Here is a 22,655-nt window from a genome sequence, read left to right as displayed (position 1 = left end):
ACCGGACGTCATTGCGTCCAGCGGCGAATCATGGCGTCTCCGAATCGATCTTCGACGAATGCGAGCGCCCGCATCCCGAACACGACGTCCGCCTCGAGTTCGGGATGCGCGGCCACGAGCGATCCGACGACGTCGTGCCGCATGATCTGTTCGTGCACCGCGTCGGCCTCGACGTGTTCGGCGTAGAACCGGACGCACTCCGCGGGAGCCCCGAGCCGCTCGAAGGCCGTGACGAGACGCGCCGAACCCGGCGACGACGTGATCTCGGTTGCCGCGAAATGCCCGACTGCGGCGCCACGCAGCGCACGATGCAACCCGAAGAGCGACATCAGATTGACGACGGCCAACATCTCCGGCACAGCCGAATCCAGGTACGCCAGATACGTGGTGTCCATGTTCGCGGCGCGCATCGCGTCCGCGTAGAGCTGCTGATGGACCCGTTCACCTCGGCCTGCGCCGAACTCGTCGTACTCGACCGCGACGAACGATGCCTTCGCCTGACCCGTCAGACGCGGTATGGCGAACGCGTGCGGATCGGCTTCCTTCAGGTGATACAGCGACCGGTTGGCGAGGTACTCCTGCATCTGCGCCCACGACGCGTCGTCACGCAGGAACCACGACGGTCCGGTGCCCGTTCTGGGTTCGATCGACAACGCGTCCATCTCGGCGACGACGTCGTCACCCGGCTCCACGTTCGCGCGCACGGTCGCGAGAAAACGGCGTTCCAGTTCTCGCCGAAATCCGAGAATGCCCGCGTGCCATTCCCATTCGTCGCCGACGCCGTCGAAGCTTCGATAGTGCAATTCGTAGCAGACGTACAGGGCGAGCTGCAGATCCGCACCGAGGGGGTCGGCATCGCCAGGAATGTCCGGCAGGTCAACGGGCATCGCCGGATCACCGCGAAGGGCGTCGACCACCGCGGCGGACAGCGGTCCCCGAGGTTCGGGCAACTTGCCGGGCAGCGTGAAATCGGTCGTTTCGGCTGGGGTCTTCTCGGCGGTGAGGGCGGGCGTCATTCGACGCGGTTACCCTCGCGGCCGGGGTACGAAACGGTGTCGGGGCGCAACTCGTCGTGATGGGCTCGCATCGCGTCGATCAGCACGGTGAACACCCGATGCGCCGCGGCCAGGTCCGGATCGGGCAGGTCCGCGAGGGCCGCATGGGTCTTCTCGCCCAGCGGACCGAAGAATCCGCGTGCGACGTTCATGCCGTGGGTGTCGTACCGCAGGATGACCTTCCGTCGGTCACGCTCGTCCTTCTCGCGTCTGATGTGACCCGACGCGATCATGCGCTCGACGAGGTAGGTCATCGCCGCGGACGTCAGCCCCAACTGCGCGCCGAGTTCGCCTGCGGTCAGGGGCTTGCCGTCGACGTCGGCGACCATGATCAGCAGCAGTGCACGAAAATCGTTGGGCCGCAGATCGTGCAGCGATCCGAAGGCACGGCCGATCTCTTCGGACACCGACGACAGCGCACGGACGTCCGACGAGATCAAGGACTCCAGTTCGCTGCGATCGGGCACGACGGACAGACTATCGCGCCACGCCGACGCCAGATCCTTCAGTTGCTTAATTGTTAAGTTGATGAGATTGTTGGCGGGTGAACTTCTGGACCCGGTTTGCCCGAATAGTCACCTTCCGACACTCGTGGGCGCTCGCGCTCGCCGTCGTTCTCCTGTCCGGCGGCTTCATGGCCGCCGTCGGCGAGAACGACTCGGCGGGCAGCGCACCCTCGTCGATACCGTCGTCCGCCGAATCCGCGCAGGTCACCGAGTTGCTGACGCAGTTCCCGGACTCGGACACGGCTCCCGTCATCCTGGTCGTGTCGCGAGCCGACGGCGCGGCACTGACCGAAGCGGACACCGCCGCGGCCCAGCAGGCGCTCGATCGGACCGGTGACGGTGCTGCCACGCCCCTCGTCCCGTCTCCCGACGGCGAGGCGGTCCTCGGCTTGATTCCCGTCGACGCGTCCCTGTCCGGTTTCGGACTGAACGACCTCGTCACCTCCCTGCGGGAGTCGGCGACCGACGGTCTTCCCGACGGCCTGCAAGCACAGGTCACCGGCGGTCCCGCGTTCGGCGCGGACATCGCGAACTCGTTCTCCGGTGCCAACTTCACGTTGCTCGCCGTCACCGCCCTCGTCGTCGCGATCCTGCTGATCGTCACCTACCGCTCCCCGATCCTGTGGCTCGTACCGCTCGTCGTCATCGGCCTCGGCGATCGCGTCGCGACCTCGGTCGGGACGGCCCTCGCCGACGTCACCGGCCTGTCGTTCGACGGCTCGACGTCGGGCATCACCAGCGTTCTCGTCTTCGGCGCGGGCACGAACTATGCGCTGCTTCTCATCTCGCGCTATCGCGAAGAACTGCGCACGACGACGGAACACCGAACCGCACTCGAACGCGCCGTCCGGCATGCCGGTCCCGCCATCCTGGCGAGCAACGCGACCGTCGTCCTCGCATTGCTGACGCTGCTGCTGGCGATGTTGCCGAGCACGCGAAGCCTGGGCGCGCTCGCTGCCGCGGGCCTCGTCGTCGCAGCGATCTTCGTACTGGTCGTGCTGCCACCGCTTCTGGCGCTGTGCGGACGAAAGTTGTTCTGGCCGTTCGTACCGGGCCCCGACGACCGAGACACGGCGACGTCGGGTCCGTGGTTCCGCATCGCCGAGGCCGTGTCGAGGCATCCGATCCGCACCGCGAGCGTCACCATCGTCGCGCTCGTCGCCTGTGCCGCAGCGCTGTTCGGTACCGGGATCGGGCTGTCGCAGACCGAGCAGTTCCGTGTCACCGCCGAGTCCGTCGAAGGATTCGAGACCCTGGCCGAGCATTTCCCGTCCGGACTCGCGGACCCGACGACCGTCGTGGCACCGACCGAATCGGCCGCAGCCGTCGAGACCGCACTCGGCTCGGCAGCCGGGGTCGATTCGTTCACCCGCGTTGCGGATTCGGGTACCGGTCTGACCCGCTGGTCGGTGGTCACCGACGCGGCACCGTCGTCCGACGACGCATTCGCCACGGTCGAGAACGTGCGCGCGTCGTTCGACGACATTCCGGGTGCGCTGGTCGGCGGAAGCGACGCACAGGCCCTCGACACCTCCGACGCGGCCGCCCGCGACCGGCTCGTGGTCGTGCCTGCGATTCTCCTCGTCGTGTTCGCCGTGCTGATCGCGTTGCTACGTGCCGTCGTCGCGCCGGTTCTGCTCGTGGCGACGACGGTCCTGAGCTCGCTGGCCGCCATCGGCGTCGGAAGTTGGGTCAGCGACCACGTGTTCGGCTTCCCGGCTCTCGACGACAACGTGCCGCTGTACGCGTTCCTGTTCCTCGTCGCGCTCGGCGTCGACTACACGATCTTCCTCGTCACGCGCACCCGGGAGGAAACCCCTGGGCACGGCACCCGGTCGGCCATCGTGCGCGCGGTCGGAGCGACGGGTGGCGTCATCACCAGCGCCGGAATCGTGCTCGCCGCGGTGTTCTGCGTACTCGGCGTGTTGCCCCTCATCACGCTGACCCAGCTGGGAATCATTGTGGGACTTGGCATTCTGCTGGACACGTTCGTCGTCCGCACTCTGGTCATCCCAGCACTGTTCACCCTGATCGGCCCGGGGATATGGTGGCCGAACCGAATCGATTCGGACAGTTCGGAATCGACAGCACAGAAGGAGCGAGTCTCATGACAGTACGGTCGATGATCACACGCAGCGCCCTCGCGGCAGCGTGCGTGACATTCATGGGTGCAGGCGTCGCGCAGGCAGCGCCGCCGACGGGATCGGCCGGGTGGGAGCCGTTGGCTCCGGTTCCGTCGCTCGACGTCGAACGGTACCTCGGAACATGGAACCAGGTCGCCGCGGTCCCGCAGCCGTTCAACCTCGAATGCGCCCGTGACACTCAGGCGAACTACCAGTTGATCGATCCGACGAACATTCGCGTCGAGAACACGTGCACGACGTGGACGGGCGGCTCCAACGGCATCGTCGGAAACGCACGGGTGAACGACACCGTCACCAATGCCCAACTGCACGTGAGCTTTCCGGGCGTCCCGACGCAGGACAGCCTCGACGGACCGACCAACTACATCGTCGCGTACATCGCCGACGACTACTCGTGGGCACTCGTCGGCGACCCGCTGCGGACGTCGGGCTTCGTGCTGTCGCGTTCACCGGAGGTGAGCGTGGAACAGTTCCGTGAGATCCGCGCCGTCGTCGAGTCGAAGGGATACAACTCGACGACTCTGCTGACCTCGCCGACCCCCGGCGGCGCCACCGAGATCCGCCCGCTGTCGACCGTGTAGGCGCGTCGCACGTGCGCGCGAATGTACAGCGGGCTGTACATTCGCGCGCACGGGTCTTACTCCACGTTCAACGCCACCCGCCGCAGCAGACCCGACAGCGCTTCCAGATCGTCCGCATCCAGGCCGTCGAGCAGTCCGCGGTCACGCTCGAGCCGGACCGGAAAGACCCGGTCGACGAGGTCGCGCCCCGCGTCGGTCAGCTGTAGCAGCACGACTCGCGCGTCGCGTTCGAACCGCAGCCGCTCGATCAAGCCTTCCTTGACCAGACGCTCGGAGATCTTCGTCGTCGACGCGCCACTGAGCATCGTCACCGACGTCACCTCACTGGCCCGCAGCGCCCGTCCCGTACGGCGCAACGCGCTGAGGACGTCGAATTCCGCGCGGGACACACCCATGGGCGCGAGCGTCGCGTCGAGCAGATGATTGGCCTTCGCGGAAATGCGGCCGATACGAGCCAGCACCTCGATCGGGGAGGTGTCGATGTCGGGAAAAGTCGTCGACCACTCGCGTCGGACCTGGTCGACGAAGTCCCCGCCCGATTTCTGCGCCCGGATCATGTGAGCAACCCTACGTCGACTCATTTTAATTTACTAGTGAAATATAGATAAACTACTTCGGTGACCGCGCCACTCGACAGACTTCAGCACTCCCGTTCCGCGCTCGCCCATGCCGTCTCCGGCCGCGCCTGGAAGCAGGCGACCCGACTCGGCCGCGCCGACGCGTCGGTCGCCCCGGCCGTGCGCGTGGGTCTCGCTGTCGCCGTCGTCCTGGTCGCGGGCAAACTGCTCGGCCACCCGGAGTTCGCGGGCTTCGCCGCACTGGGCGCTCTCGTCTCGGCGTTCGGTCGGTACGAGCCGTACCCGCGCCGCGCAGGGAAACTCGCGCTCGTCGGTGGACTGATCGTTCTGTACGCGACGTTCGGCGCCGTCCTGGGCGTCTCGACGTCGTTCGCCGCTCAGGTGTGGGCGATTTCCATCGCGTCCGGAGTCGCGGCGCTGCTGCTGGCGGCGTTCGAGATCGCCGGCCCCGGGCCCGTCATCCTCATCTTCGCCGCGACGGCGGGCGTCGGCTTCGGTCACACGGCGCCGGACGTAGAGGCGGTGTTCGCAGCCGTTCTCGTCGGCGCCGTCGTCGGCTGGGTCGCTGCGATGCTGCCCGCCCTGCTCCACCCCGTCGGGCCCGCCCAGCTGGCGGTGGCCCGCGCACTCGCCGCGGTCGACAGCCGCAACGAACCGGTCGCACGCGCCGCGATCGCCCGCGCGCGAACCGTCGTCGCGCTCAGTCCTCGCCGCAGCAGCGGCCACGTACACAGCCTCGGTCTCGTGACCCTGCTCGACGACGCCGAAGCACTTCTCGACGCCTGGGCCCGTGGCGACGAGGCAACTCATGCCCAGGAGGTTCTCGCGCACGAGCGTGCACTGCGCAGGATGCGGCGTCACGACGCGTTGCCGGTACGTGCTGCCCAACTGTCGGCGCGGCCGACCAACTTCTTCTCGACGGGACTCGCGCGCCTGGCCTCGAAGTCGTTGCTGCTCAATGCCGTCCGCATCGCGGCGGCGGCCGCGCTCGCGGGCTGGTGCGCCCAGGCGTTCGGGTTCGATCACCCGCTGTGGGCCACGATGGGTGCACTGGCGGCGATGCAGGGCATCACGTTCCACACGACGGTCCAACGCGGAATCCAACGTCTGCTGGGCAACGTGGGCGGTGCAGTGATCGCGGCCGGACTGATCGCGCTGTCGCTCGGCTACTGGCAGACGACGGTTGCGATCGTCGTCTGCCAGATCGCCGCCGAAATGTTGGTGATGAGGAACTACGCACTCACGTCGCTGGCGATCACCCCGATGGCCCTGATGATGACCGGACTTGCCGGTCACCTGTCGCCGACGGTTGCCGTCGACCGCGTCGCGGACACACTCATCGGGGTTCTGATCGGCGTCGTGATCACGGCGGTCACCATCGAGATCGGTGACCGCCAGCACTTGAACTGACGCGTCAGCCGAGGACGGTCGCGACCGGTGTCGAGGACCGTCCGATCAGCTTCTGCAGGTCACCCGACTCGGTGTCGAGCTCACCGCGCGCGATGCCCGCGTCGGCGCTCGGCAGCATCTCCGCGACGAACTCCGGCAGGCCGGCGCCGAGCAGAATCTGCTTGTACTCGGCCTCGGTGACGTCGTGGTACGCGATGGGCTTTCCGGCGATCGTCGAGATGACGTCGGCCAGCTCGGCGTAGGTCAGTCGCTCGTCGCCACCGAGCTCGTAGATCCTGCCGCCCTGGTTCTCCGACAGCAACACGGTGGCAGCGGCGGACGCGTAGTCGGCGCGCGCGGCCGCGGCGATCCTGCCGTTCCCCGCCGACCCGAGCAACGCGCCGTTCTCGATGGTCTGCTGCAGCGACGCGGCGTAGTTCTCCCAGTACCAGCCGTTGCGCAGAATCGCCGCAGGCACGGACGAGTCGGCGAGCAGCTTCTCGGTCGCGAGGTGCTCGGCAGCGAGGCTGACGCCGGACGTATCGGCCTTCAAGATGCTCGTGTACGCGATCAGCGAGACGCCGGCCGCTTCCGCGGCATCGATCACGTTGGCGTGCTGGGGAACCCGCTGTCCGACGTCGGATCCCGAGACGAGAAGAAGCTTGTCGACGCCGGTCAGCGCCGCCTTCAGCGCGTCGGCGTCGGTGTAATCCGCGACGCGGACCTGGACGCCGCGATCGGCGAGCCCCTGCGCTTTCGCTGCGTCACGCACAACGGCGACGACGTCGCTCGCGTCCACTCCGCGGCCCAGAAGCTCCTCGACGACGAGTGCTCCGAGGTGTCCGGTGGCGCCGGTTACTGCAATGGTCATGGCTGTTCCTTCGTCGGTGGTTCGCGGTCGACCGCCACTATGCGCTTACTTTTCGTGCGGTGCAACCCTTGAGGTAAGCACTGCCGTGATCGCATGCGCTAGCATGCACATCATGAGCGAGGGATCGGACGGCAATTTCGAGGCCGACGTCTTCGCGCGCAACTGCTCGTCGCGCGAAGCGCTGCAGAACGCGACGAGCAGATGGGGCATCCTCGCCCTCGCCGCCCTCGCGGAGGGTGACTATCGCTTCAATGCGTTGCGTCGCCGCGTGGACGGTGTCAGCGAACGCATGCTGTCGCAGACACTGCAGACCCTCGAACGCGACGGCATGGTCGTGCGGACTGTTCTCGAGTCCATTCCCCCCAAGGTCGAGTACAGCCTGACGCCGCTGGGCCGCGAGGTCGCGACGCATCTGACGAGCCTCATCGAACTCGTCGAATCCTCGTTGCCCGACGTCGTGGCCGCGCGGGAGCGTCACGACGCAAAGCCGGCCTAGAATCCGCCGCGCACTGCTAGCGTGCTGCCGTGTCAGGAATTCGGAGAAGGTCCTTCCTCGCCGCGACGGGTGCGACGGCGCTCGGGACAGTCGCACTGGGCTCTTCTCGCGCGTGGGCGACGCCGTCGGGTCTGGATGTCGGCCGCGGCGTCGGCGACATCACCGGTGAGCCCCTCGGTGCAGGCATGAACGGATACGCCGTCCTCGAACAATCCTCTGCCGGACTGCATCTGCGCCAGCGCGCCCGCGCGTTCGTCTTCGTCGACGCCGCATCCGGCGGGCGGCTCGCCCACGTGACGTGCGAGCTCGGGTTGATGTTCGAGAGCATCTTCGAGGAGGTCCTGCGCCGCCTGGCGATGCGTTACGGCGAGACCTATCACCGCGGCAACGTCCTGCTGTCGGCGACGCATACCCACGGCGCCCCCGGCGGCACGGACGGTCACCTCCTGGTCGACATCACCACTCTCGGTTTCAGACCGGCGACGTTCGAATCCAACGTCGCCGGCATCGTCGACGCGATCGTGCGTGCGCACGACGACGTACAACCCAGCCACGTGTCGATCGCGTCGGGTTCGCTCGACGACGCAGGCGTCAATCGGTCTCCGATGGCGTTCGACCGCAATCCCGACCGCGACCGGTTCTCGGACCGGATCGATCCACGCTCGGTCAATCTGCAGGTGACTCGGGGCGGTGAACTGGTCGGCGTCGTCAATTGGTTCGCGACACACGGCACCTCGATGAAGGCGACCAACCTGCTGGTCAGCACCGACAACAAGGGCTACGCGGCGTGGCACTGGGAACGTGAGGTGGAACGAGTCGATTACCGAAACCCGAGCTTCGTCGCGGCGTTCTGCCAGAGCACGCCCGGCGACATCACGCCCAACCTCGAGGGGCAACCCGGCACGGGTCCGACGACCGACGAGTTCGAGAACACTCGCATCATCGGCCTCCGGCAGTTCGAGACGTCGCAGGTGCTCGCCGAAACGACTGCGCCACAGCTCGATTCGGGTGTCGACGTTCGGTGGGTGTACGTCGATTTCTCCCAGTACACCGTCCGCCCGGAATTCACCGGCGACGGACAGACCCACACGACCAGCCCGGCCTCGCTGGGTGCCGCGTTCGCCGCATCGAGCCAGGAGGACGGTGGTGGCATTCCGGCGCTCGGACTCCAGGAGGGCGAACGGGGTGGCAATCCTGCACTGGCAGCGCTCGGTTCGGTGCTGCTCCCGCAGTGGCTGCGCGACGCCCAGGCACCGAAGGACGTCGTGCTTCCCGTCGGGTTGATCCCCGGAATCGTGCAACAGATCCTCCCGTTCCACCTGGCACGCCTGGGAAGCTTTCACCTGTTCACGTGTCCGTTCGAACCGACGATCGTCGCCGGATCCAGACTGAGAACGGCCCTCGCCGACGCACTGGCCGTCGATCGCGAACTCGTCGTCGTCCAGGGATACACGAACGGATACGGGCATTATCTGACGACGCCGGAAGAATACGACCAGCAGGACTACGAGGGCGGCGCAACGGTTTTCGGACGATGGCAGCTTCCCGCGACGATGCAGATCGCGGTCGAACTGGCGTCGGCCATGCGCGACGGCCGTCCCGTCGACAGCGGCACGGCACAACGCGACCTGACCGGGCTCGTTCCGAGCGCACCCACCGGAAACCCATTCGTCGACCTGCCCAGTCCTGGACGGTCTTTCGGTGACGTGCTCACCGAGCCGGCCGCACGCTATGCGGCGGGCCAACAGGTGTCGGTGCGATTCTCGGGCGCCAATCCCAACTCGAATCTGCGACGCGACGACACGTACCTCGCGATCGAGCGGGCCGACGACACCGGGTGGACACGGGTTTTCGACGACGGCGACTGGTACACGAAGATCTACTTCGACAACGTCGGCCCGATCACGGAAACGACTGTCACATGGGACATTCCGCGCTCGCAGCAGGCCGGGCGCTATCGCGTCGTCTATTTCGGTGACGCCCGGTCGGCGGACGGCCGACTCACGCCGTTCACCGGAACCACGGCCGAGTTCGACGTGGCCTGACCATGTCGCTCGAGCACAGAGCCATCGCGTTGATGACGGCGCTGACGTTCACGACCGGAATTGCCGACGCGGTGGGATTCCTCGCCCTCGACCGCACTTTCGTCGGCAACATGACCGGCAACGTCGTCGTCCTCGGTATGGGCGTCGCGGGCGGTGACGACCTTCCGGTACTGAGTCCCGTCATCGCGCTGGTGTCGTTCACCGGCGGCGCGGTCGCGGCGGGATTCGCTCTGCGTGGCGCTGCGGGACGCTGGAACCGCCGCACCACAGCGCTCGTCACAGCCGGTGGTCTCGTGCTCGGGGCCGCCGCGGTAGCGCTGTTCCTGCTCGACACCGACGACGGTCGAACTCGGATCGGAATCGCGGCGGCCGCAGCGCTGGCGATGGGCCTTCAAGCCACGGTCGCCCGCGCCGTCGCGGTCAAGGACATGACCACGGTCGTCGTGACGTCGACGCTCACGTCGTTCGCCAGCGAGTCGTTGACGGTCCCGAACGCCGAATCGTGGTGGGCCCGACTCGCCGACCGCCGCGTCGGTGCCATAACGGCGATCTTCGTCGGTGCCGTCGTCGGCGCGTTGTTGCTACTCGTGCATCCCGGTCTGGCGTTGCTCACCGCGGCCGTGCTGACACTGGCCGTCGCCGTCGCAGGTCGGCTCGCCCTACCGTCAGGGCTGTAGCAGGGCGCCGAGCACTGCCGCCGTGAGTGCGACGACCTCGTCGTGGTCCGCCTCGGCCAACGCGTCGAGAGTCCCCGACGACCGACCCATCGCGATGCCTGCCAGGGCGGCGACGGCCAGCTGCGCTCGAAGGCGAGGGTTGTCGAGCCCCTCGGCGGTCATGCGTGCCCGAACCCCGGCCGTCAGACGCTGGTCGACGCGTTCCGACGCGGCAGCCTGCACCGCGGGATCGTCGTGGGCGCGCATGACCGCATGCAGGACAGGGCTCGGTCCGACGTCGTGAATTCGCCTCAGTGCGTCGTCGATCCGACGCGGCTCGCTGATGTCACCGAGCTCTGCGACCTCGTCGTTGTCCGCGGGCAGCGTCGCGATGTACAGCGCGGCCTTGTTGCCGAAGTAGCGAGCGATCAGCGCGGGGTCGGCACCTGCGCGTTCGCCGATCTCTCGAATCGTCGTGCGCTCGTATCCGCGGGTTCCGAACAATTCCGTGGCGGCGGCGAGAAGGTCTCGACGGGTCCGGGTGGAATCTCGACTGCGTGTCATCTCTCTCCCACCGAATGCGTTCTCCGCGAATCCACGTCGTACGCGAAGCCGCCCGACACCGCCGACTCCACGCTCTCGTCCACCAGCGACTTCGACACCCGACGTCGCGCATACGGCAAGCCCAGCGCCAGCAGGCCCGTCACGATCCACAGAACGATGCCTGCGGTGGCCGTCGCCGAATATCCGTCATCCGTCGGGTACACCGCGCCGGGCAGGGTGTAGGCGGCGAGAATGGTTGCGCTGAGCGCACTTCCGACGGCGCCGCCGACGGTGCGCGTGACCTGGTTGACGCCGAGGGCACTCCCGGTCTCGTGCGACGGCACCGCGCTGACGATCAGCGCGGGCATCGCCGCGAACGTCAAGCCGACACCGAGACCCGCGATACCCATCACGGCGAACACGACCCACAACTCCGAACGCCCGACCGCCAACAGGACCAGCGCGACGACGAATGCCACGGCCCCGAGCGGCATCACCAGGGTGCGCGGCACCCACCGACTCGCACTCGGTAGAAGCCGGTTGGCGACGACGCTCGCCAGCGAGAACGGGACGAGGACGAGGCCCGCGACCATCGCGGAACGACCGAGTCCGTATCCGGTGTCCTCGGGCGTCTGCACCAGTCGAATGACCGTGGAGGACAGCACGAACATGCCTATGCCCGCCAGCAGCCCGGTGACGTCGGCGGTCAGGACGGATCTGTTGCGCAGCAACGACAGCTGTACGAGCGGGAACGCACAGTGCACCTCGTGACGTGCCCACAGCGGCAGGACGACGACGCCGATCACGACGCAGATCGCCGAGGGCCACGACGTCCACCCCCAGGTACCGCCGGTACTGAGCGCGAGGAGCAACGCCGTCAGGCCCGCACCGAGCAGAACCGCTCCGAGGACGTCGAGTGGACGCCGCTTCAGGTGGCCGCTGGTCGGCACGACGAACACCGACGCGAGAAGCACAGCCGACGTCGCGATCGCGGCGACGACGAAGCACGCGTGGAATCCCCAGTAGTGGGCGATTACTCCGGTGAGCGGGTAGCCGAGTCCGATCCCGGCGACCGCGGTGACCGACAGCGCCGCGACGCACGACCGAGCACGCGCAGGTGCGAGATGATCGCGAGCGACCGCCATCGCCAGCGGCATCAGCCCGAGGCCGATGCCCTGAAGTGCTCGTCCGACGATCAGCATCGCGAAGTTGCCCGGCATCGCGGCGAGCACACACCCGAGCGCGACGACCGCAAGTGACCCGACCACCGCCTGCTTGCGGTGGGGTCCGTCGCCGAGTCTGCCGAGGATCGGGACGGTGACGGCGCCGGTGAGCATCGCGATGGTCAGCGACCACTGCGCGCTGGTGAACGACACCCCGTACGTGGATGCAACGGTCGGAATCAATGGGGCACCCACACTGCTCACGACGGCGACGACCGTGCAGATCGACACCAGTACCGGAACGAGCCCGCGTCTCACCGCGGTCGGCAGCGTGTCATCGGTCGATGTCATCGCTTGATGATATGCCGCGCAAGTCCAAGTTACCGAACCGACATCGTTCCGAGACTCGACCGTTACGATGGCGGATGTGTTGTCGTGTCGTGCAACGGGAAGCGTGATGTAAGAGGCGTCACAGCGTTTCGTCCCAGCGCGAGCGCCTCCGACCGGCTCGACCACCACTCGGAAGGCGTCCTCATGTCTCTCGCACGTAACACGACGATCACTCGCGCGCTCGGCGGTGCTGCATCCCTCGGAATCGCTCTTGCCTGCGCGGCACTGCTACCGGGCACCGCATCCGCAGCGCCCGTCGAATGCACGACTGCACCTTCAGGCGCCGCCGAAACCGGCCTCGCGGGGGCGTCCCAGTGCGACAGCACTGCCGATGCGACCAGCGCCGCCGCGGGCTATGGATTCGAAGGCTGGGGATCGGCGACCGCGCTGAGCAACGCCGCCGCCCTGGCGCTCGGGTTCGGCGGGGGAACCGCGGTGTCCGACGCGACGTTCGGCGCGGGTCCCGCCGCGATCTCGTTCGGTCCTGGCAGCGTCGCCACCAACGAGGCCATCGGACCCGGTCTGTCCATCGCCATCGCAGGCCCCGGTTCCGTCGTGACACTGACACCGACGGGCGCGGTCTGCAACGGCCCCGGCATCGCGGGAAGCTTCACCACATTGCAGGGCTGCATCGGCTGACCGTCAGCTGACGGATGCGTTCTCGCGCTCCGCGTTTCGCGACCGTCGCGCGCGGAGCGCGAGAAACACCTTGGCGCCGAACGGCGCCGCGAAGAGCATGATCACGAGCCGGACCACCTGTACGGCCGCGACGAAGGTGACGTTCGCGCCGCTCGCTGCGGAGACGGCCAGCACCGCCGACAGACCGCCGGGCGTCGTCGCGAGATATCCCTCCAACAGCGAGATTCCGGCGACGTGGGACAACAGCAAGCCGAGCAGGGCACACACTCCGCCGACCACGAGAATGAGCGCCACAGCCCACGGCATCACCCGTCCGACGGCCCGCACGCTGTCCCGAGTGAAAGCGAGCCCTGCCTGCCATCCGATGAGAACGAACGCGATCGGGAGCAGAACCGTCGGAGCGGTGACCCCGTCGATCCACCCTGAGAGCTCCATACCCATCGACACCGCGAGCGGTCCGAGCGTCGCGGGCGCGGGCAGCCGAATCAGCCGTGCGACGACGATCCCGACGACGATGGCACCGGCAACGACGAGAAGGTCCACGTACCACGGGGTTTCGCCGGAGCCGGTCGACGCTGCGCCGCTGGTACCCGCACCGAAGACGAGCGTCGCGACCAACGGCATCGTCACGATGATCAGTCCCACACGCATGTACTGGACCACGGCGACCATGCGCTCGTCGCCGCCGAGTTCACGAGAGACTGCGACGAGCCCCTGCGCTCCTCCGGCGATCATCGACAGAGCACCGGTCAGAGCATCGACGTCGCGATGGAACGCGAGGAGCATTCCCGCCGCCACGCTGACGACGAGGGTTGCGATGCACACACCGAGCGCGGGCAACCAACTCGAACCGAGAGCCGACAACGTCTCGGTGTCGACCATCAGTCCGACACTCACGGCCAGAATGCCCTGCGCGAGCATGCCCGCCGGTCTCGGAAGACGGTCGGGACCGGCGCCGCGCACCGCGAAGACGGCAGCGACGACGAGAGATGCGAACAACGCCGCGGCAGACAGTCCCAGGGCTGCCATGACCGCCCACACCACGCTCGTCACAGCCAGAAGAGCAAGCCAACGGAACATGGGTTTTCGCACACGGTAAGACTACGCTTATCAATCGAAGCGTCAAACCAGACGAAACAGGCCTACAAAGATACTGTTGCACGTACTAACAGGTGTGCCGGGGAGGGTTATTCATGAGCGCAACGGAGCTACGGGAGGCGATGCTCGCATTGACACGGCGGTTGCGCAGGCAACGCCCGAAGCACTATCTGACACCGAGTCAGATGCAGATCCTCGGCGACGTCGAACGCAGTGGTGGGTCGAGCGCCCCCGTCGACCTCGCGGCTCTGCAGGGAGTCCGCATTCAGTCGTTGACGAGCAACCTCAACGCTCTGGAAGCCGAGGACCTGGTCACCCGCACGCCGGACCCGGGTGACCGACGCCGTCTGCTGATCCGCATCACCGACAAGGGCACCGAACTCGTCGCCGCCGATCGTCAGCAGCGCGACCGCTGGCTCGCCGACGCGATGAACGAAGAGCTGACGGGACTCGAGCGGGACGTCCTGCACCTCGCCGCGCCCATCCTCTGGAAACTGGCTCGGCGTCCGGATTCGGCGGACACCGTTGACCTTTCCGACCGTTCTGGTGGAACATGATTCGGACACACCCCTTTCGGCGGCATCGTCCGTCGGCCATGACCACAGGAGTAATGAGCTTCGATGATGTCCTACCTGCTGTACGACGCGCTTCTCCCCCACCTCGGATCCGACGCGGCGACGTACTGGGCAACGTTGCTCGTCGTCAATCCCTTCTGACGCACCGATAGCACGGCCGACGCGAGGGTCGCACCGAAACGTTTCGGTGCGACCCTCGCGCGTTCGTGTTCGGCCCCTGTTGTCCGGGCCCTGTTCGTCCGGGCTTCGGCTAGGCCAGTGCAGGTGTCGGCAGCAGTCTCGACAGCACGTCCGAGAGCGTGACCACCCCGACCGTGCGGTCACCGTCGACGACGAGTGCGAGGTGGCTGCTCGTCTCGCGCATCGACGCGAGCGCGACGTAGACGGGTGTATCGACCGCGAGCGTGAACACCGGACGCGTCACGTCCGCCAGGCCGACGTCGTCGGCGAGCGTGTCGCGCACATGGACGACGCCACTGACGGTTTCCCCGTCACGCACCAGGATGCGTAGGTGGCCCGACTCCCGCGAGGCTGCTCGAACGTCGTCGAGCGTCGCGGTGGATTCGACCGAGATCGGAACCCCGTGCGTGCGAAGAAGATCTCCGACCACCAGGTTCTGCAGCTCCAGTGCTCCCGCGATCTGGACGGAGTAGCTGGCGTCGAGTGCACCGACGTTGACCGAGTGTTCGACGAGCTGGCGCAGGTCGTCGGGATTCTGACCCGACGCCACCTGACCGGACGGCTCGACGCCGACGCGTCGAAGCAGCCAGTTCGCCATCTCGTTCATCGCAACGATGACGGGCCTGGTCAGGAACATGAACCCACGCATCGGGATCGCCAGCATCGTGGCGGACTTCTCCGGGTGCGCGATGGCCCACGACTTCGGCGCCATCTCGCCGACGACCAGGTGCAGGAACGTCACGATGATCAACGCCAGCACGAACCCTGCAACGTCCGCGACCCAGTACGGGACGCCCCACGATTCGAACAGCGGTGTCAGCGCGTAGTGGACTGCGGGCTTCGTCGTCGCGCCGAGTGCCAACGTGCACAACGTGATTCCGAGCTGCGAGCCGGCGAGAAGAACCGTCAACTCACTCGCACTGCGCAGTGCGGCACGCGCGGATCTGCTGTTCGGAGCCGCGTCCTCGAGACGGTGACGCTTCGCCGCGAGCAACGCGAACTCGACGGCGACGAAGAACGCACTGGCCGCGATGAGCCCGACGGTGACCGCGAGAACGACCCAGGGATTGCTCATCGGTGGTTGTCCATTTCTGTTCTGTCCGTGCGGTCGTCGGCGTCGGTGCGTTCCCGTTGTCCGAGTTCGAGTCGCACGGACGACGGTACGTAGTTGTCGATCTCGAGCACCTCGACCGACACGAACCTCTCCGGGATCTCGTCGTCGTCGGCGATCAGATCCTCCGATTCGGCGGGCAGATCGACTTCGATTCGCGTCCCGACGTCGGGCAGCGAACCGTGGTGCGCGATGACGAATCCGGCGATGGTCTCGTAGTCACCGGCAGGCAGGTCGTGGTCGATGGACCGCTCGACCTCGTCGATGTGGATCTCGCCCGCCATCGTCCACGTGCCGTCCTCACCCGCGACGGGCGTCGTGTCGATCTCGTCCTCGTCGTGCTCGTCGGTGATCTCTCCGACGAGTTCCTCGGCGAGATCCTCGATGGTGATGACGCCGGTGAGACCGCCGTATTCGTCGATGACACAGGCAAGTTGGTTCTTCGACGTGCGGAGTTCGACGACCGCGTTCGGCAGCGCCTGTGTCTCCGGAAGGATCAGCGCGGGACGCACGAACTCGGCGATCTCCGCCTCGGGACGATCGGTGACCGCCAGGATGTCCTGCAGGTGTACGACACCGAGGATGCCGTCGTCCTCGTCGAGGACGGGGTAACGCGAATGCTCCTGCCCCATCAGCGTTTTCACCTCGGCGAGCGAATCGGTGGCACGCACCGTCGCCGCACGCGAGCGCGGAATCATCGCATGTTCCACGGTGCGCGTCGGGAAGTCGAGAATCCGATCGAGCAGATCGGACAGCTCGTCGGGCAGATCGCCCGAATCCTTGGACTCGGCGACGATGTGCTCGAGGTCGCGCGGCGTCGCCGAATGTTCGACGTCGTGCACCGGCTCGATCTTGAGCGAGCGGAGAAGCAGATTCGACGCGTGATCGAAGATCGTGATGAGCCAACCGAACAGCTTCAGGTAGACGGTCGTCGACAACGACAACCACCTGGCGACAGGTTCGGGGCGCGCGATGGCGAAGTTCTTCGGGAACAGTTCACCGAACAGCATCTGCACGAACGTGGAGAAGAGCAGCGCTGCGACCGCACCGATACCCACGCCGACGGCCGTCGGAATTCCGATCCCGCCGAACATGGTTCCGAGCGACTGCCCGATGAGTGGTTCGGCCACGTAACCGACCAGCAGGCCGGTCACGGTGATGCCCAACTGGGCACCCGACAGCATGAACGACGTGCGTTTGGTGACTTGCAATGTGCGACGGGCACCTGCGTCGCCGGCCTCGGCGCGAGCCTTCAGCCGGGAGCGGTCCACGGTCATGTATGCGAATTCCTGAGCCACGAAGTAACCCGTGGCGACGGTGATCAGGAAGACGACGAGGACGCCGAGCAAGAGAGTGAGAATCACACTCATTCGCCGGACACCGCCTCGCAACTAGTCGACATAGTGCGTGGGGCCGTGTCCGGCCCGGGTTTATCGCTGTCCATGAATCCTCTGTTTGTGGGGGTTTCGGCGGTGATGTCCGATTCTAGCGGGTGCCGACGCCGTCGGGAGATTTCACGACGAGAACGGGCACAGGGCTGTCGAGGAGGACACGCTGCACCGTGCTGCCCATCAGGAACTTCCCGACGGCCGAGCGTCGCCGAGACCCGATCACCAGCAGCGACGCGCCGACGTCGGCGACGAGATCCACGATCGCACCTGCCGGATCGCCCGCATCGGGTTCGACGCGCACGGACAATGTCGCGTCCGCGAGTCCGCGCGATTCGAGGATCTGTTTCGTCGCGAGAGTCGTTGCCTCCCTGTCTTCTTCGGACACGGTGTTGGAATCGACGACGGCCAGGACGACGAGTTCCTCGCCTCTGAGTGTTGCTTCCTCGACTGCACGGACGAGCGCCTCGCGGCCCTCGGGTGAATCGCTTGCCACTACAGCTACCGCCATGTTGTCTCCGCTTCCCGAGTTGTTGCTGATTGGACTATTCGGACAAAGCGTATCTACTGTGTCGCTGTGACACATCACACGAAAGGCTCTCCAGGAGCGGAGCCCGCGGAGTGACCAGAAAATCACTCGCGGGGTTCTCGCCCACTCTGTCCAAGTCTCTACTTGCAGTTGCCGTCGCAGCGGCGGTGACAGTCGCCGGAATCGATGCGGCCCGCAGCGGCACCGGTTCGGACGCACGAGCAAAACTGACGTTGATCGCTCCTGCTGCCGCAGGTGGAGGCTGGGATCTGGTCGCCCGTGAGGCGCAGCAGGCACTCCGGAGCGACGGCATCGTCAACAACGCGCAGGTGGTGAACGTCCCCGGTGCCGGTGGCACGATCGGCCTGAGCCAACTCGAAGGTCTCCGCGGTCAGTCGACCACTGTCATGGTGACCGGCACCGTGATGCTCGGCGGTATCGCTATCAACAACTCCGACACGACGTTGGCCGATACCGTGCCGATCGCGAAGTTCGCGGAGGACTTCGAGGTCTTCGTCGTCCCCAAGGATTCGCCGTACCAGACCATCGACGACATGATCGCGGCGTGGCGCGCCAATCCGGGCGGACTCCCCATCGGCGGCGGTTCGCTCGGCGGCATCGACCACATCGTCGCCGGCCAACTCGCGCAGGAAGCGGACATCGACCCTGCGGCGATCAACTACATCGCCTACTCCGGTGGCGGCGAAGTACTCACGTCCCTCCTGTCCAACACCGTCGGCGTCGCAGTCAGCGGATACAACGATTTCCGCGACCAGATCGAGGCCGGAAACGTCCGCGCGCTCGCCGTCGCCGCTCCCGAGCCCGTGGAGGGTATCGACGTCGACACCTTCGTCGAACTCGGATACGACGTGGACCTCGTGAACTGGCGTGGAATCGTTGCGCCGCCCGGCATTTCGGACGAGGACCGTGACACGCTCGTCGACATCGCCACCGAGATGCACGAGACCGAACAGTGGATGACCGCGGTCGCGCGCAACAGGTGGAAGGAATCGTTCCAGACCGGAGACGAGTTCGGCGAGTTCCTCGAGGTCGAGCAGACTCGCATCACCGACATCCTCCGAGAATTGGGGTTGGTATGACCGCCGTCGAAACCACCACGGACGCCCGACGCAGTTTCTGGACCGGCCGGAGCGGACTGGTCGTCCCCGCGCTGCTCGTCGCACTCGGGCTGTTCCTCGTCTACGGCACGGTGACGATGGAGGTTCCCCCCACGGCCACGTCACCGGGGCCACAGGTCTTTCCGGCGATCGTGGCGGGTGGATGTTTCGTGGTCGCCGCGCTGGTCGCACTGCAGATTCTGCTACGTCCCGAGGTGGTCGAGCGTGGTGTCGACGACGACGGGCGCCCGGTGTCGGGCCCGGTGAGCAATTGGCGCACCCTCGGAATCACGGTCGGGTCGGTCGCCCTGTTCATCGCCCTGCTCGACCCGCTCGGCTGGGTTCTCGCGGGGGCGCTGCTCTTCTGGGGTGTCTCCATCGGATTGGGTTCTCGCCGTTATGTGTTCGACGGAGCAATTGCCCTGCTGGTGTCCTCCGCGGTTCAAATTGCCTTCTCGGCCGGTCTCGGCCTGACCTTGCCCGGCGGCCTACTGGCCCAGGTGTTCTGATGGAGCTGATCTTCTGATGGATTCGTTGAGCAATCTCCTCGACGGGTTCGGTACGGCGCTGACGCCGATGAACCTCGTCTGGGTTCTCGTGGGAGCCGTTCTCGGCACCGCCGTCGGTGTGCTGCCCGGCCTTGGCTCTGCCATGGCCGTCGCACTTCTCCTTCCGGTCACGTTCACCCTCGATCCCACCGCAGCGTTGATCATGTTCGCCGGTGTCTACTTCGGTGGACTCTTCGGCGACTCGATCGCCGGCATTCTGATGAACACCCCCGGTAACTCGACGGCCATTGCAGGCACCTTCGAAGGCCATCGCATGGCCAAGAGCGGTCGGGCCCCGCAGGCATTGGCGACGTCGGCGATCGGCGCGTTCATCGGCGGAATCGTCGCGACCACGCTCGTTGTGTTCTTCGCTCCGACGCTCGCATCGCTCGCGACGAATTTCGGTCCTGCCGAGTACTTCGCGCTTGCGGTGTTCGCCTTCATCGCGACATCGGCCGTCGTGTCCGACTCTGCGCTGAAGGGTCTGACGGCCCTGTTGATCGGCCTCACACTGGCCGTCATCGGTATCGACGGCCCCTCCGGGGCATCGCGATTCACGTTCGAGGTACCCGCGATGTTCGACGGCATTCACATCGTCGTCATCACCGTCGCGATGCTGGCACTCGGTGAAGTCATCCACGTCGCTTCCAAGATCGGTCGACCGGAGGACAACTCGTTGATCCCGTCCGGCGGGCGCCCGTTCCTGAGCCGCTCCGAGTTTCGTGAGGCGATGCCTGCCTGGTTGCGCGGCACGGCATTCGGCGTCCCGTTCGGCGTGATTCCGGCGGGTGGGGCCGAGGTTCCGAGCTTCCTCGCCTACGGTACCGAGCGTCGACTCGACCGCCGCCGTAAGAATCCGATGTTCGGTAAAGGCGCGATCAAGGGTGTCGCCGGCCCGGAAGCCGCGGGCAACGCCACCGCCGGTACCGCGATGGGTGCACTACTCGCGCTCGGCCTGCCGACGTCGGCAACCGCTGCGATCCTTCTCGCCGCATTTCAGCAGTACGGAATGCAGCCAGGACCACTGTTGTTCGACCGTAGCGGTGAGATCGTCTGGGCACTACTGGCCAGCCTGTTCGTCGCGATGGTCGTGCTGTTGATCCTCAACCTGCCGTTCGCGCCGCTGTGGGCGAAGCTGCTGAAGATCCCGAAGAACTACCTGTACGCGGGCATCTCCGTGTTCGCCGCCCTCGGCGTCTACGCGACGAGCGCGTCGATAGTGGATCTGATGTTCATGCTCGGACTCGGCGTTCTCGGGTTCATGATGCGTCGCTACGGCATCCCCCTCGCGCCGGTGATGATCGCCGTCATCCTCGGCCCGCTCGCCGAGGACTCGCTACGCCGCGCACTCGCCGTCAGCGAAGGCGATCCGACCGTTCTCGTCAGCAGTGCGATCACCATCGTCCTTTACTCGTTGATGGCCATCGCGATCGTCTTCACGATCGTGGGCAAGGTACGCGCTCGGGCGAAAGCCGACTTCTAGGCGCCTCCGGCACACGTGCGCGGCAATGTACAGCGGGCTGTACATTGCCGCGCACGAGTCGTTTCACCCGTGGACAAATTTAAGTTTTTGTCTAGACAGTGGACAATTTCGGAGTATTGTCATCCTTGCAGTGACTCACACCACTCAACGGATGGTCCGAGGAGGACTCTCGTCATGGCGACTCACACGAGCCCACAGCCGGAAGCCCCGGTAGAGGAATGGCACGACAAGAAGCGCTACCTGTGGCTCATGGGCCTCGTTCCGCCCACGGCAGTCCTCATGGCGGTCGCCTTGGTCTGGGCGTTCAACGGGCTCGGCTGGACCGCCGTGTCACCGGTCTTCTGGTGGATCGGCCCGATCCTCGTCTACGGACTCCTTCCGGTACTCGACCTGTTCTTCGGCCCCGACGGGCAGAACCCGCCCGACGACGTGATGGAGCAACTGGAGAACGACAAGTACTACCGCTACTGCACGTACGTCTACATTCCGTTCCAGCTCACCAGCCTGGTCGTCGCGTGCTACCTCTGGACGGCCGACAACCTGAGCTGGCTCGGCATGGAGGGCGGATTGAGCGTGATCTCGAAGATCGGGCTCGCGTTCAGCATCGGCGTCATGGGTGGCGTCGGCATCAACACCGCGCACGAAATGGGCCACAAGAAGGACAGTCTCGAGCGATGGCTGTCGAAAGTGACTCTGGCACAGACCTTCTACGGCCACTTCTACATCGAACACAATCGCGGCCACCACGTACGCGTCGCGACGCCCGAGGACCCGGCGAGTGCGCGCTTCGGTGAGACGTTCTGGCAGTTCCTTCCTCGCAGCGTCTGGGGCAGCTTGAAGTCGTCCTGGGCGCTCGAGAAGACTCGGATGAACCGACTCGGCAAGTCCACGTGGAACATTCGTAACGACGTACTCAACGCCTGGCTGATGTCACTCGTACTCTTCGGAACGCTCACGGCCGTGTTCGGCGTCGGCATCCTGCCGTTCCTGGTACTGCAAGCGGTGTACGGCTTCTCGCTGCTCGAGACGGTGAACTACCTCGAGCACTACGGACTGCTCCGCGCCAAGACCGCATCCGGTCGATACGAACGCTGCGCACCTGCACACAGCTGGAACTCCGACCACATCGTCACCAACATCTTCCTGTATCACCTTCAGCGACACAGTGATCACCACGCCAATCCCACCCGGCGCTATCAGACGCTGCGCAGCATGGACGGCGCTCCGAACCTTCCCAGCGGGTACGCGAGCATGATCTCGCTCGCCTACTTCCCTCCGATCTGGCGCAAGGTCATGGATCACAGGGTGTTGGAACACTATCGCGGCGACATCGAGTCCGTGAACATCCAGCCGAGCAAGCGCGAGAAGATCCTCGCCCGCTACGGGGCGGACGCGTGACGATGGCGAAATACGAATGCCCGGTCTGCGCCTACGTGTACGACGAGACGACAGGCGCACCGCGAGAGGGCTTTCCGGCCGGAACCGGATGGTCCGAGATTCCCGACGACTGGCCGTGCCCCGACTGTGGGGTACGGGAGAAGATCGACTTCGAACAGAAAGCAGGCTGAG

At 66.1% G+C, this 22,655-nt stretch carries 23 protein-coding genes; 13 read left to right on the top strand and 10 right to left on the bottom strand.

The window, feature by feature from the left end:
* Positions 1–8 precede the first annotated feature (8 nt).
* Both HQ354_RS21725 and HQ354_RS21720 read right to left on the bottom strand, forming a co-directional pair.
* Positions 9–1,016, bottom strand: a complete 1,008-nt coding sequence (locus HQ354_RS21725; protein WP_084423703.1) for an iron-containing redox enzyme family protein — start codon at positions 1,014–1,016, stop codon at positions 9–11.
* Entirely contained in the window at positions 1,013–1,522 is a 510-nt protein-coding gene (locus HQ354_RS21720; protein ID WP_068425091.1) for a MarR family winged helix-turn-helix transcriptional regulator, read from the bottom strand. Before HQ354_RS21720 ends, HQ354_RS21725 begins: the two co-directional genes overlap by 4 nt.
* Positions 1,523–1,689: 167 nt before the next feature.
* On the opposite strand from HQ354_RS21720, the gene HQ354_RS21715 reads away from it, so the two are divergent.
* Both HQ354_RS21715 and HQ354_RS21710 read left to right on the top strand, forming a co-directional pair.
* Positions 1,690–3,672 carry an MMPL family transporter gene (locus tag HQ354_RS21715; RefSeq protein WP_222635569.1) on the top strand — a complete coding sequence of 661 codons (1,983 nt, stop codon included), beginning with the start codon at positions 1,690–1,692 and terminating at the stop codon, positions 3,670–3,672.
* Positions 3,673–3,725: 53 nt separating this feature from the next.
* The gene (locus tag HQ354_RS21710) at positions 3,726–4,286 is read left to right on the top strand and encodes a lipocalin family protein (RefSeq protein ID WP_068426130.1); all 561 of its coding nucleotides are present in this window, start codon (positions 3,726–3,728) and stop codon (positions 4,284–4,286) included.
* A 56-nt stretch (positions 4,287–4,342) separates the two neighbouring features.
* Here the strand turns inward: HQ354_RS21710 and HQ354_RS21705 are convergent, their stop codons facing one another.
* Positions 4,343–4,843, bottom strand: coding sequence for a MarR family winged helix-turn-helix transcriptional regulator (locus HQ354_RS21705; RefSeq protein ID WP_068425094.1), 501 nt, complete (start codon positions 4,841–4,843; stop codon positions 4,343–4,345).
* A gap of 60 nt (positions 4,844–4,903) precedes the next feature.
* Between HQ354_RS21705 and HQ354_RS21700 the strand changes: the two genes are divergently transcribed.
* Positions 4,904–6,274: an FUSC family protein gene (locus HQ354_RS21700; protein WP_222635548.1), complete on the top strand. Its 1,371-nt coding sequence runs from the start codon at positions 4,904–4,906 to the stop codon at positions 6,272–6,274.
* A 4-nt stretch (positions 6,275–6,278) separates the two neighbouring features.
* On the opposite strand, the gene HQ354_RS21695 is transcribed toward HQ354_RS21700, so the two are convergent.
* Entirely contained in the window at positions 6,279–7,124 is an 846-nt protein-coding gene (locus HQ354_RS21695) for an SDR family oxidoreductase (RefSeq protein ID WP_222635549.1), read from the bottom strand.
* Between the two features lie 112 nt (positions 7,125–7,236).
* Here HQ354_RS21695 and HQ354_RS21690 point away from each other — a divergent pair, with 112 nt between their 5' ends.
* From HQ354_RS21690 to HQ354_RS21680, 3 genes are read left to right on the top strand one after another with little or no spacing between them, the layout of a single operon-like run.
* Positions 7,237–7,620 carry a helix-turn-helix domain-containing protein gene (locus tag HQ354_RS21690; RefSeq protein ID WP_068426137.1) on the top strand — a complete coding sequence of 128 codons (384 nt, stop codon included), beginning with the start codon at positions 7,237–7,239 and terminating at the stop codon, positions 7,618–7,620.
* Between the two features lie 29 nt (positions 7,621–7,649).
* Positions 7,650–9,665 carry a neutral/alkaline non-lysosomal ceramidase N-terminal domain-containing protein gene (locus HQ354_RS21685; protein ID WP_222635550.1) on the top strand — a complete coding sequence of 672 codons (2,016 nt, stop codon included), beginning with the start codon at positions 7,650–7,652 and terminating at the stop codon, positions 9,663–9,665.
* 2 nt (positions 9,666–9,667) lie between these two features.
* Complete coding sequence (locus tag HQ354_RS21680; protein WP_167675554.1) at positions 9,668–10,342, top strand: YoaK family protein; 675 nt, start codon at positions 9,668–9,670, stop codon at positions 10,340–10,342.
* Here HQ354_RS21680 and HQ354_RS21675 read toward each other — a convergent pair.
* Together HQ354_RS21675 and HQ354_RS21670 are read right to left on the bottom strand one after the other, a co-directional pair.
* Positions 10,331–10,885, bottom strand: coding sequence for a TetR/AcrR family transcriptional regulator (locus HQ354_RS21675; RefSeq protein WP_222635551.1), 555 nt, complete (start codon positions 10,883–10,885; stop codon positions 10,331–10,333). The two genes, HQ354_RS21680 and HQ354_RS21675, sit on opposite strands and share 12 nt — an antisense overlap.
* The gene (locus HQ354_RS21670) at positions 10,882–12,378 is read right to left on the bottom strand and encodes an MFS transporter (RefSeq protein WP_068425113.1); all 1,497 of its coding nucleotides are present in this window, start codon (positions 12,376–12,378) and stop codon (positions 10,882–10,884) included. The genes HQ354_RS21675 and HQ354_RS21670 overlap by 4 nt, the downstream gene beginning before the upstream one ends.
* Before the next feature lie 183 nt (positions 12,379–12,561).
* Here HQ354_RS21670 and HQ354_RS21665 point away from each other — a divergent pair, with 183 nt between their 5' ends.
* Positions 12,562–13,056 (top strand): DUF6764 family protein, encoded by a 495-nt coding sequence (locus HQ354_RS21665; protein ID WP_114331401.1) that lies wholly within the window; start codon positions 12,562–12,564, stop codon positions 13,054–13,056.
* A 3-nt stretch (positions 13,057–13,059) separates the two neighbouring features.
* On the opposite strand, the gene HQ354_RS21660 is transcribed toward HQ354_RS21665, so the two are convergent.
* Complete coding sequence (locus HQ354_RS21660) at positions 13,060–14,136, bottom strand: AbrB family transcriptional regulator (protein ID WP_068425117.1); 1,077 nt, start codon at positions 14,134–14,136, stop codon at positions 13,060–13,062.
* 113 nt (positions 14,137–14,249) lie between these two features.
* On the opposite strand from HQ354_RS21660, the gene HQ354_RS21655 reads away from it, so the two are divergent.
* Complete coding sequence (locus tag HQ354_RS21655; protein WP_068425120.1) at positions 14,250–14,711, top strand: MarR family winged helix-turn-helix transcriptional regulator; 462 nt, start codon at positions 14,250–14,252, stop codon at positions 14,709–14,711.
* A 268-nt stretch (positions 14,712–14,979) separates the two neighbouring features.
* Here HQ354_RS21655 and HQ354_RS21650 read toward each other — a convergent pair whose 3' ends face one another.
* From HQ354_RS21650 to HQ354_RS21640, 3 genes are all read right to left on the bottom strand, one after another.
* Entirely contained in the window at positions 14,980–15,984 is a 1,005-nt protein-coding gene (locus HQ354_RS21650; protein WP_068425123.1) for a hemolysin family protein, read from the bottom strand.
* Positions 15,981–17,390 (bottom strand): hemolysin family protein, encoded by a 1,410-nt coding sequence (locus HQ354_RS21645; protein ID WP_222635552.1) that lies wholly within the window; start codon positions 17,388–17,390, stop codon positions 15,981–15,983. Before HQ354_RS21645 ends, HQ354_RS21650 begins: the two co-directional genes overlap by 4 nt.
* Before the next feature lie 115 nt (positions 17,391–17,505).
* Entirely contained in the window at positions 17,506–17,919 is a 414-nt protein-coding gene (locus tag HQ354_RS21640; RefSeq protein ID WP_222635553.1) for a universal stress protein, read from the bottom strand.
* A gap of 110 nt (positions 17,920–18,029) precedes the next feature.
* Here HQ354_RS21640 and HQ354_RS21635 point away from each other — a divergent pair, with 110 nt between their 5' ends.
* The 5 genes from HQ354_RS21635 (at position 18,030) to HQ354_RS21615 (ending at position 22,654) form a co-directional block, all read left to right on the top strand.
* On the top strand, positions 18,030–19,037 hold the full coding sequence (locus tag HQ354_RS21635; RefSeq protein ID WP_222635554.1) for a tripartite tricarboxylate transporter substrate binding protein: 1,008 nt from the start codon (positions 18,030–18,032) through the stop codon (positions 19,035–19,037).
* A complete protein-coding gene (locus HQ354_RS21630) occupies positions 19,034–19,564 on the top strand; it encodes a tripartite tricarboxylate transporter TctB family protein (protein ID WP_222635555.1) in 531 nt (176 codons plus the stop codon). The genes HQ354_RS21635 and HQ354_RS21630 overlap by 4 nt, the downstream gene beginning before the upstream one ends.
* Positions 19,565–19,580: 16 nt before the next feature.
* Positions 19,581–21,086, top strand: a complete 1,506-nt coding sequence (locus HQ354_RS21625) for a tripartite tricarboxylate transporter permease (RefSeq protein WP_222635556.1) — start codon at positions 19,581–19,583, stop codon at positions 21,084–21,086.
* A 174-nt stretch (positions 21,087–21,260) separates the two neighbouring features.
* On the top strand, positions 21,261–22,484 hold the full coding sequence (locus HQ354_RS21620; RefSeq protein ID WP_222635557.1) for an alkane 1-monooxygenase: 1,224 nt from the start codon (positions 21,261–21,263) through the stop codon (positions 22,482–22,484).
* Positions 22,485–22,486: 2 nt separating this feature from the next.
* Positions 22,487–22,654, top strand: a complete 168-nt coding sequence (locus HQ354_RS21615) for a rubredoxin (RefSeq protein ID WP_114331360.1) — start codon at positions 22,487–22,489, stop codon at positions 22,652–22,654.
* Position 22,655 lies beyond the last annotated feature (1 nt).

The organism is Rhodococcus sp. BP-261 (genome assembly GCF_019835205.1).
Lineage (GTDB): Bacteria > Actinomycetota > Actinomycetes > Mycobacteriales > Mycobacteriaceae > Rhodococcoides > Rhodococcoides kyotonensis_B.
This window is presented reverse-complemented; position numbering and strand designations above follow the sequence as displayed.

Bases quoted from the DNA above. Each gene is read 5' to 3' on its own strand.
- HQ354_RS21650 (WP_068425123.1), bottom strand. From the start codon at position 15,984: ATGAGCAATCCCTGGGTCGTTCTCGCGGTCACCGTCGGGCTCATCGCG.
- HQ354_RS21670 (WP_068425113.1), bottom strand. From the start codon at position 12,378: ATGACATCGACCGATGACACGCTGCCGACCGCGGTGAGACGCGGGCTC.
- HQ354_RS21715 (WP_222635569.1), top strand. From the start codon at position 1,690: ATGGCCGCCGTCGGCGAGAACGACTCGGCGGGCAGCGCACCCTCGTCG.
- HQ354_RS21620 (WP_222635557.1), top strand. From the start codon at position 21,261: ATGGCGACTCACACGAGCCCACAGCCGGAAGCCCCGGTAGAGGAATGG.
- HQ354_RS21625 (WP_222635556.1), top strand. From the start codon at position 19,581: ATGGATTCGTTGAGCAATCTCCTCGACGGGTTCGGTACGGCGCTGACG.
- HQ354_RS21660 (WP_068425117.1), bottom strand. From the start codon at position 14,136: ATGTTCCGTTGGCTTGCTCTTCTGGCTGTGACGAGCGTGGTGTGGGCG.
- HQ354_RS21710 (WP_068426130.1), top strand. From the start codon at position 3,726: ATGGGTGCAGGCGTCGCGCAGGCAGCGCCGCCGACGGGATCGGCCGGG.
- HQ354_RS21690 (WP_068426137.1), top strand. From the start codon at position 7,237: ATGAGCGAGGGATCGGACGGCAATTTCGAGGCCGACGTCTTCGCGCGC.
- HQ354_RS21640 (WP_222635553.1), bottom strand. From the start codon at position 17,919: ATGGCGGTAGCTGTAGTGGCAAGCGATTCACCCGAGGGCCGCGAGGCG.
- HQ354_RS21695 (WP_222635549.1), bottom strand. From the start codon at position 7,124: ATGACCATTGCAGTAACCGGCGCCACCGGACACCTCGGAGCACTCGTC.
- HQ354_RS21675 (WP_222635551.1), bottom strand. From the start codon at position 10,885: ATGACACGCAGTCGAGATTCCACCCGGACCCGTCGAGACCTTCTCGCC.
- HQ354_RS21680 (WP_167675554.1), top strand. From the start codon at position 9,668: ATGTCGCTCGAGCACAGAGCCATCGCGTTGATGACGGCGCTGACGTTC.
- HQ354_RS21705 (WP_068425094.1), bottom strand. From the start codon at position 4,843: ATGATCCGGGCGCAGAAATCGGGCGGGGACTTCGTCGACCAGGTCCGA.
- HQ354_RS21615 (WP_114331360.1), top strand. From the start codon at position 22,487: ATGGCGAAATACGAATGCCCGGTCTGCGCCTACGTGTACGACGAGACG.
- HQ354_RS21655 (WP_068425120.1), top strand. From the start codon at position 14,250: ATGAGCGCAACGGAGCTACGGGAGGCGATGCTCGCATTGACACGGCGG.
- HQ354_RS21645 (WP_222635552.1), bottom strand. From the start codon at position 17,390: ATGAGTGTGATTCTCACTCTCTTGCTCGGCGTCCTCGTCGTCTTCCTG.
- HQ354_RS21725 (WP_084423703.1), bottom strand. From the start codon at position 1,016: ATGACGCCCGCCCTCACCGCCGAGAAGACCCCAGCCGAAACGACCGAT.
- HQ354_RS21630 (WP_222635555.1), top strand. From the start codon at position 19,034: ATGACCGCCGTCGAAACCACCACGGACGCCCGACGCAGTTTCTGGACC.
- HQ354_RS21665 (WP_114331401.1), top strand. From the start codon at position 12,562: ATGTCTCTCGCACGTAACACGACGATCACTCGCGCGCTCGGCGGTGCT.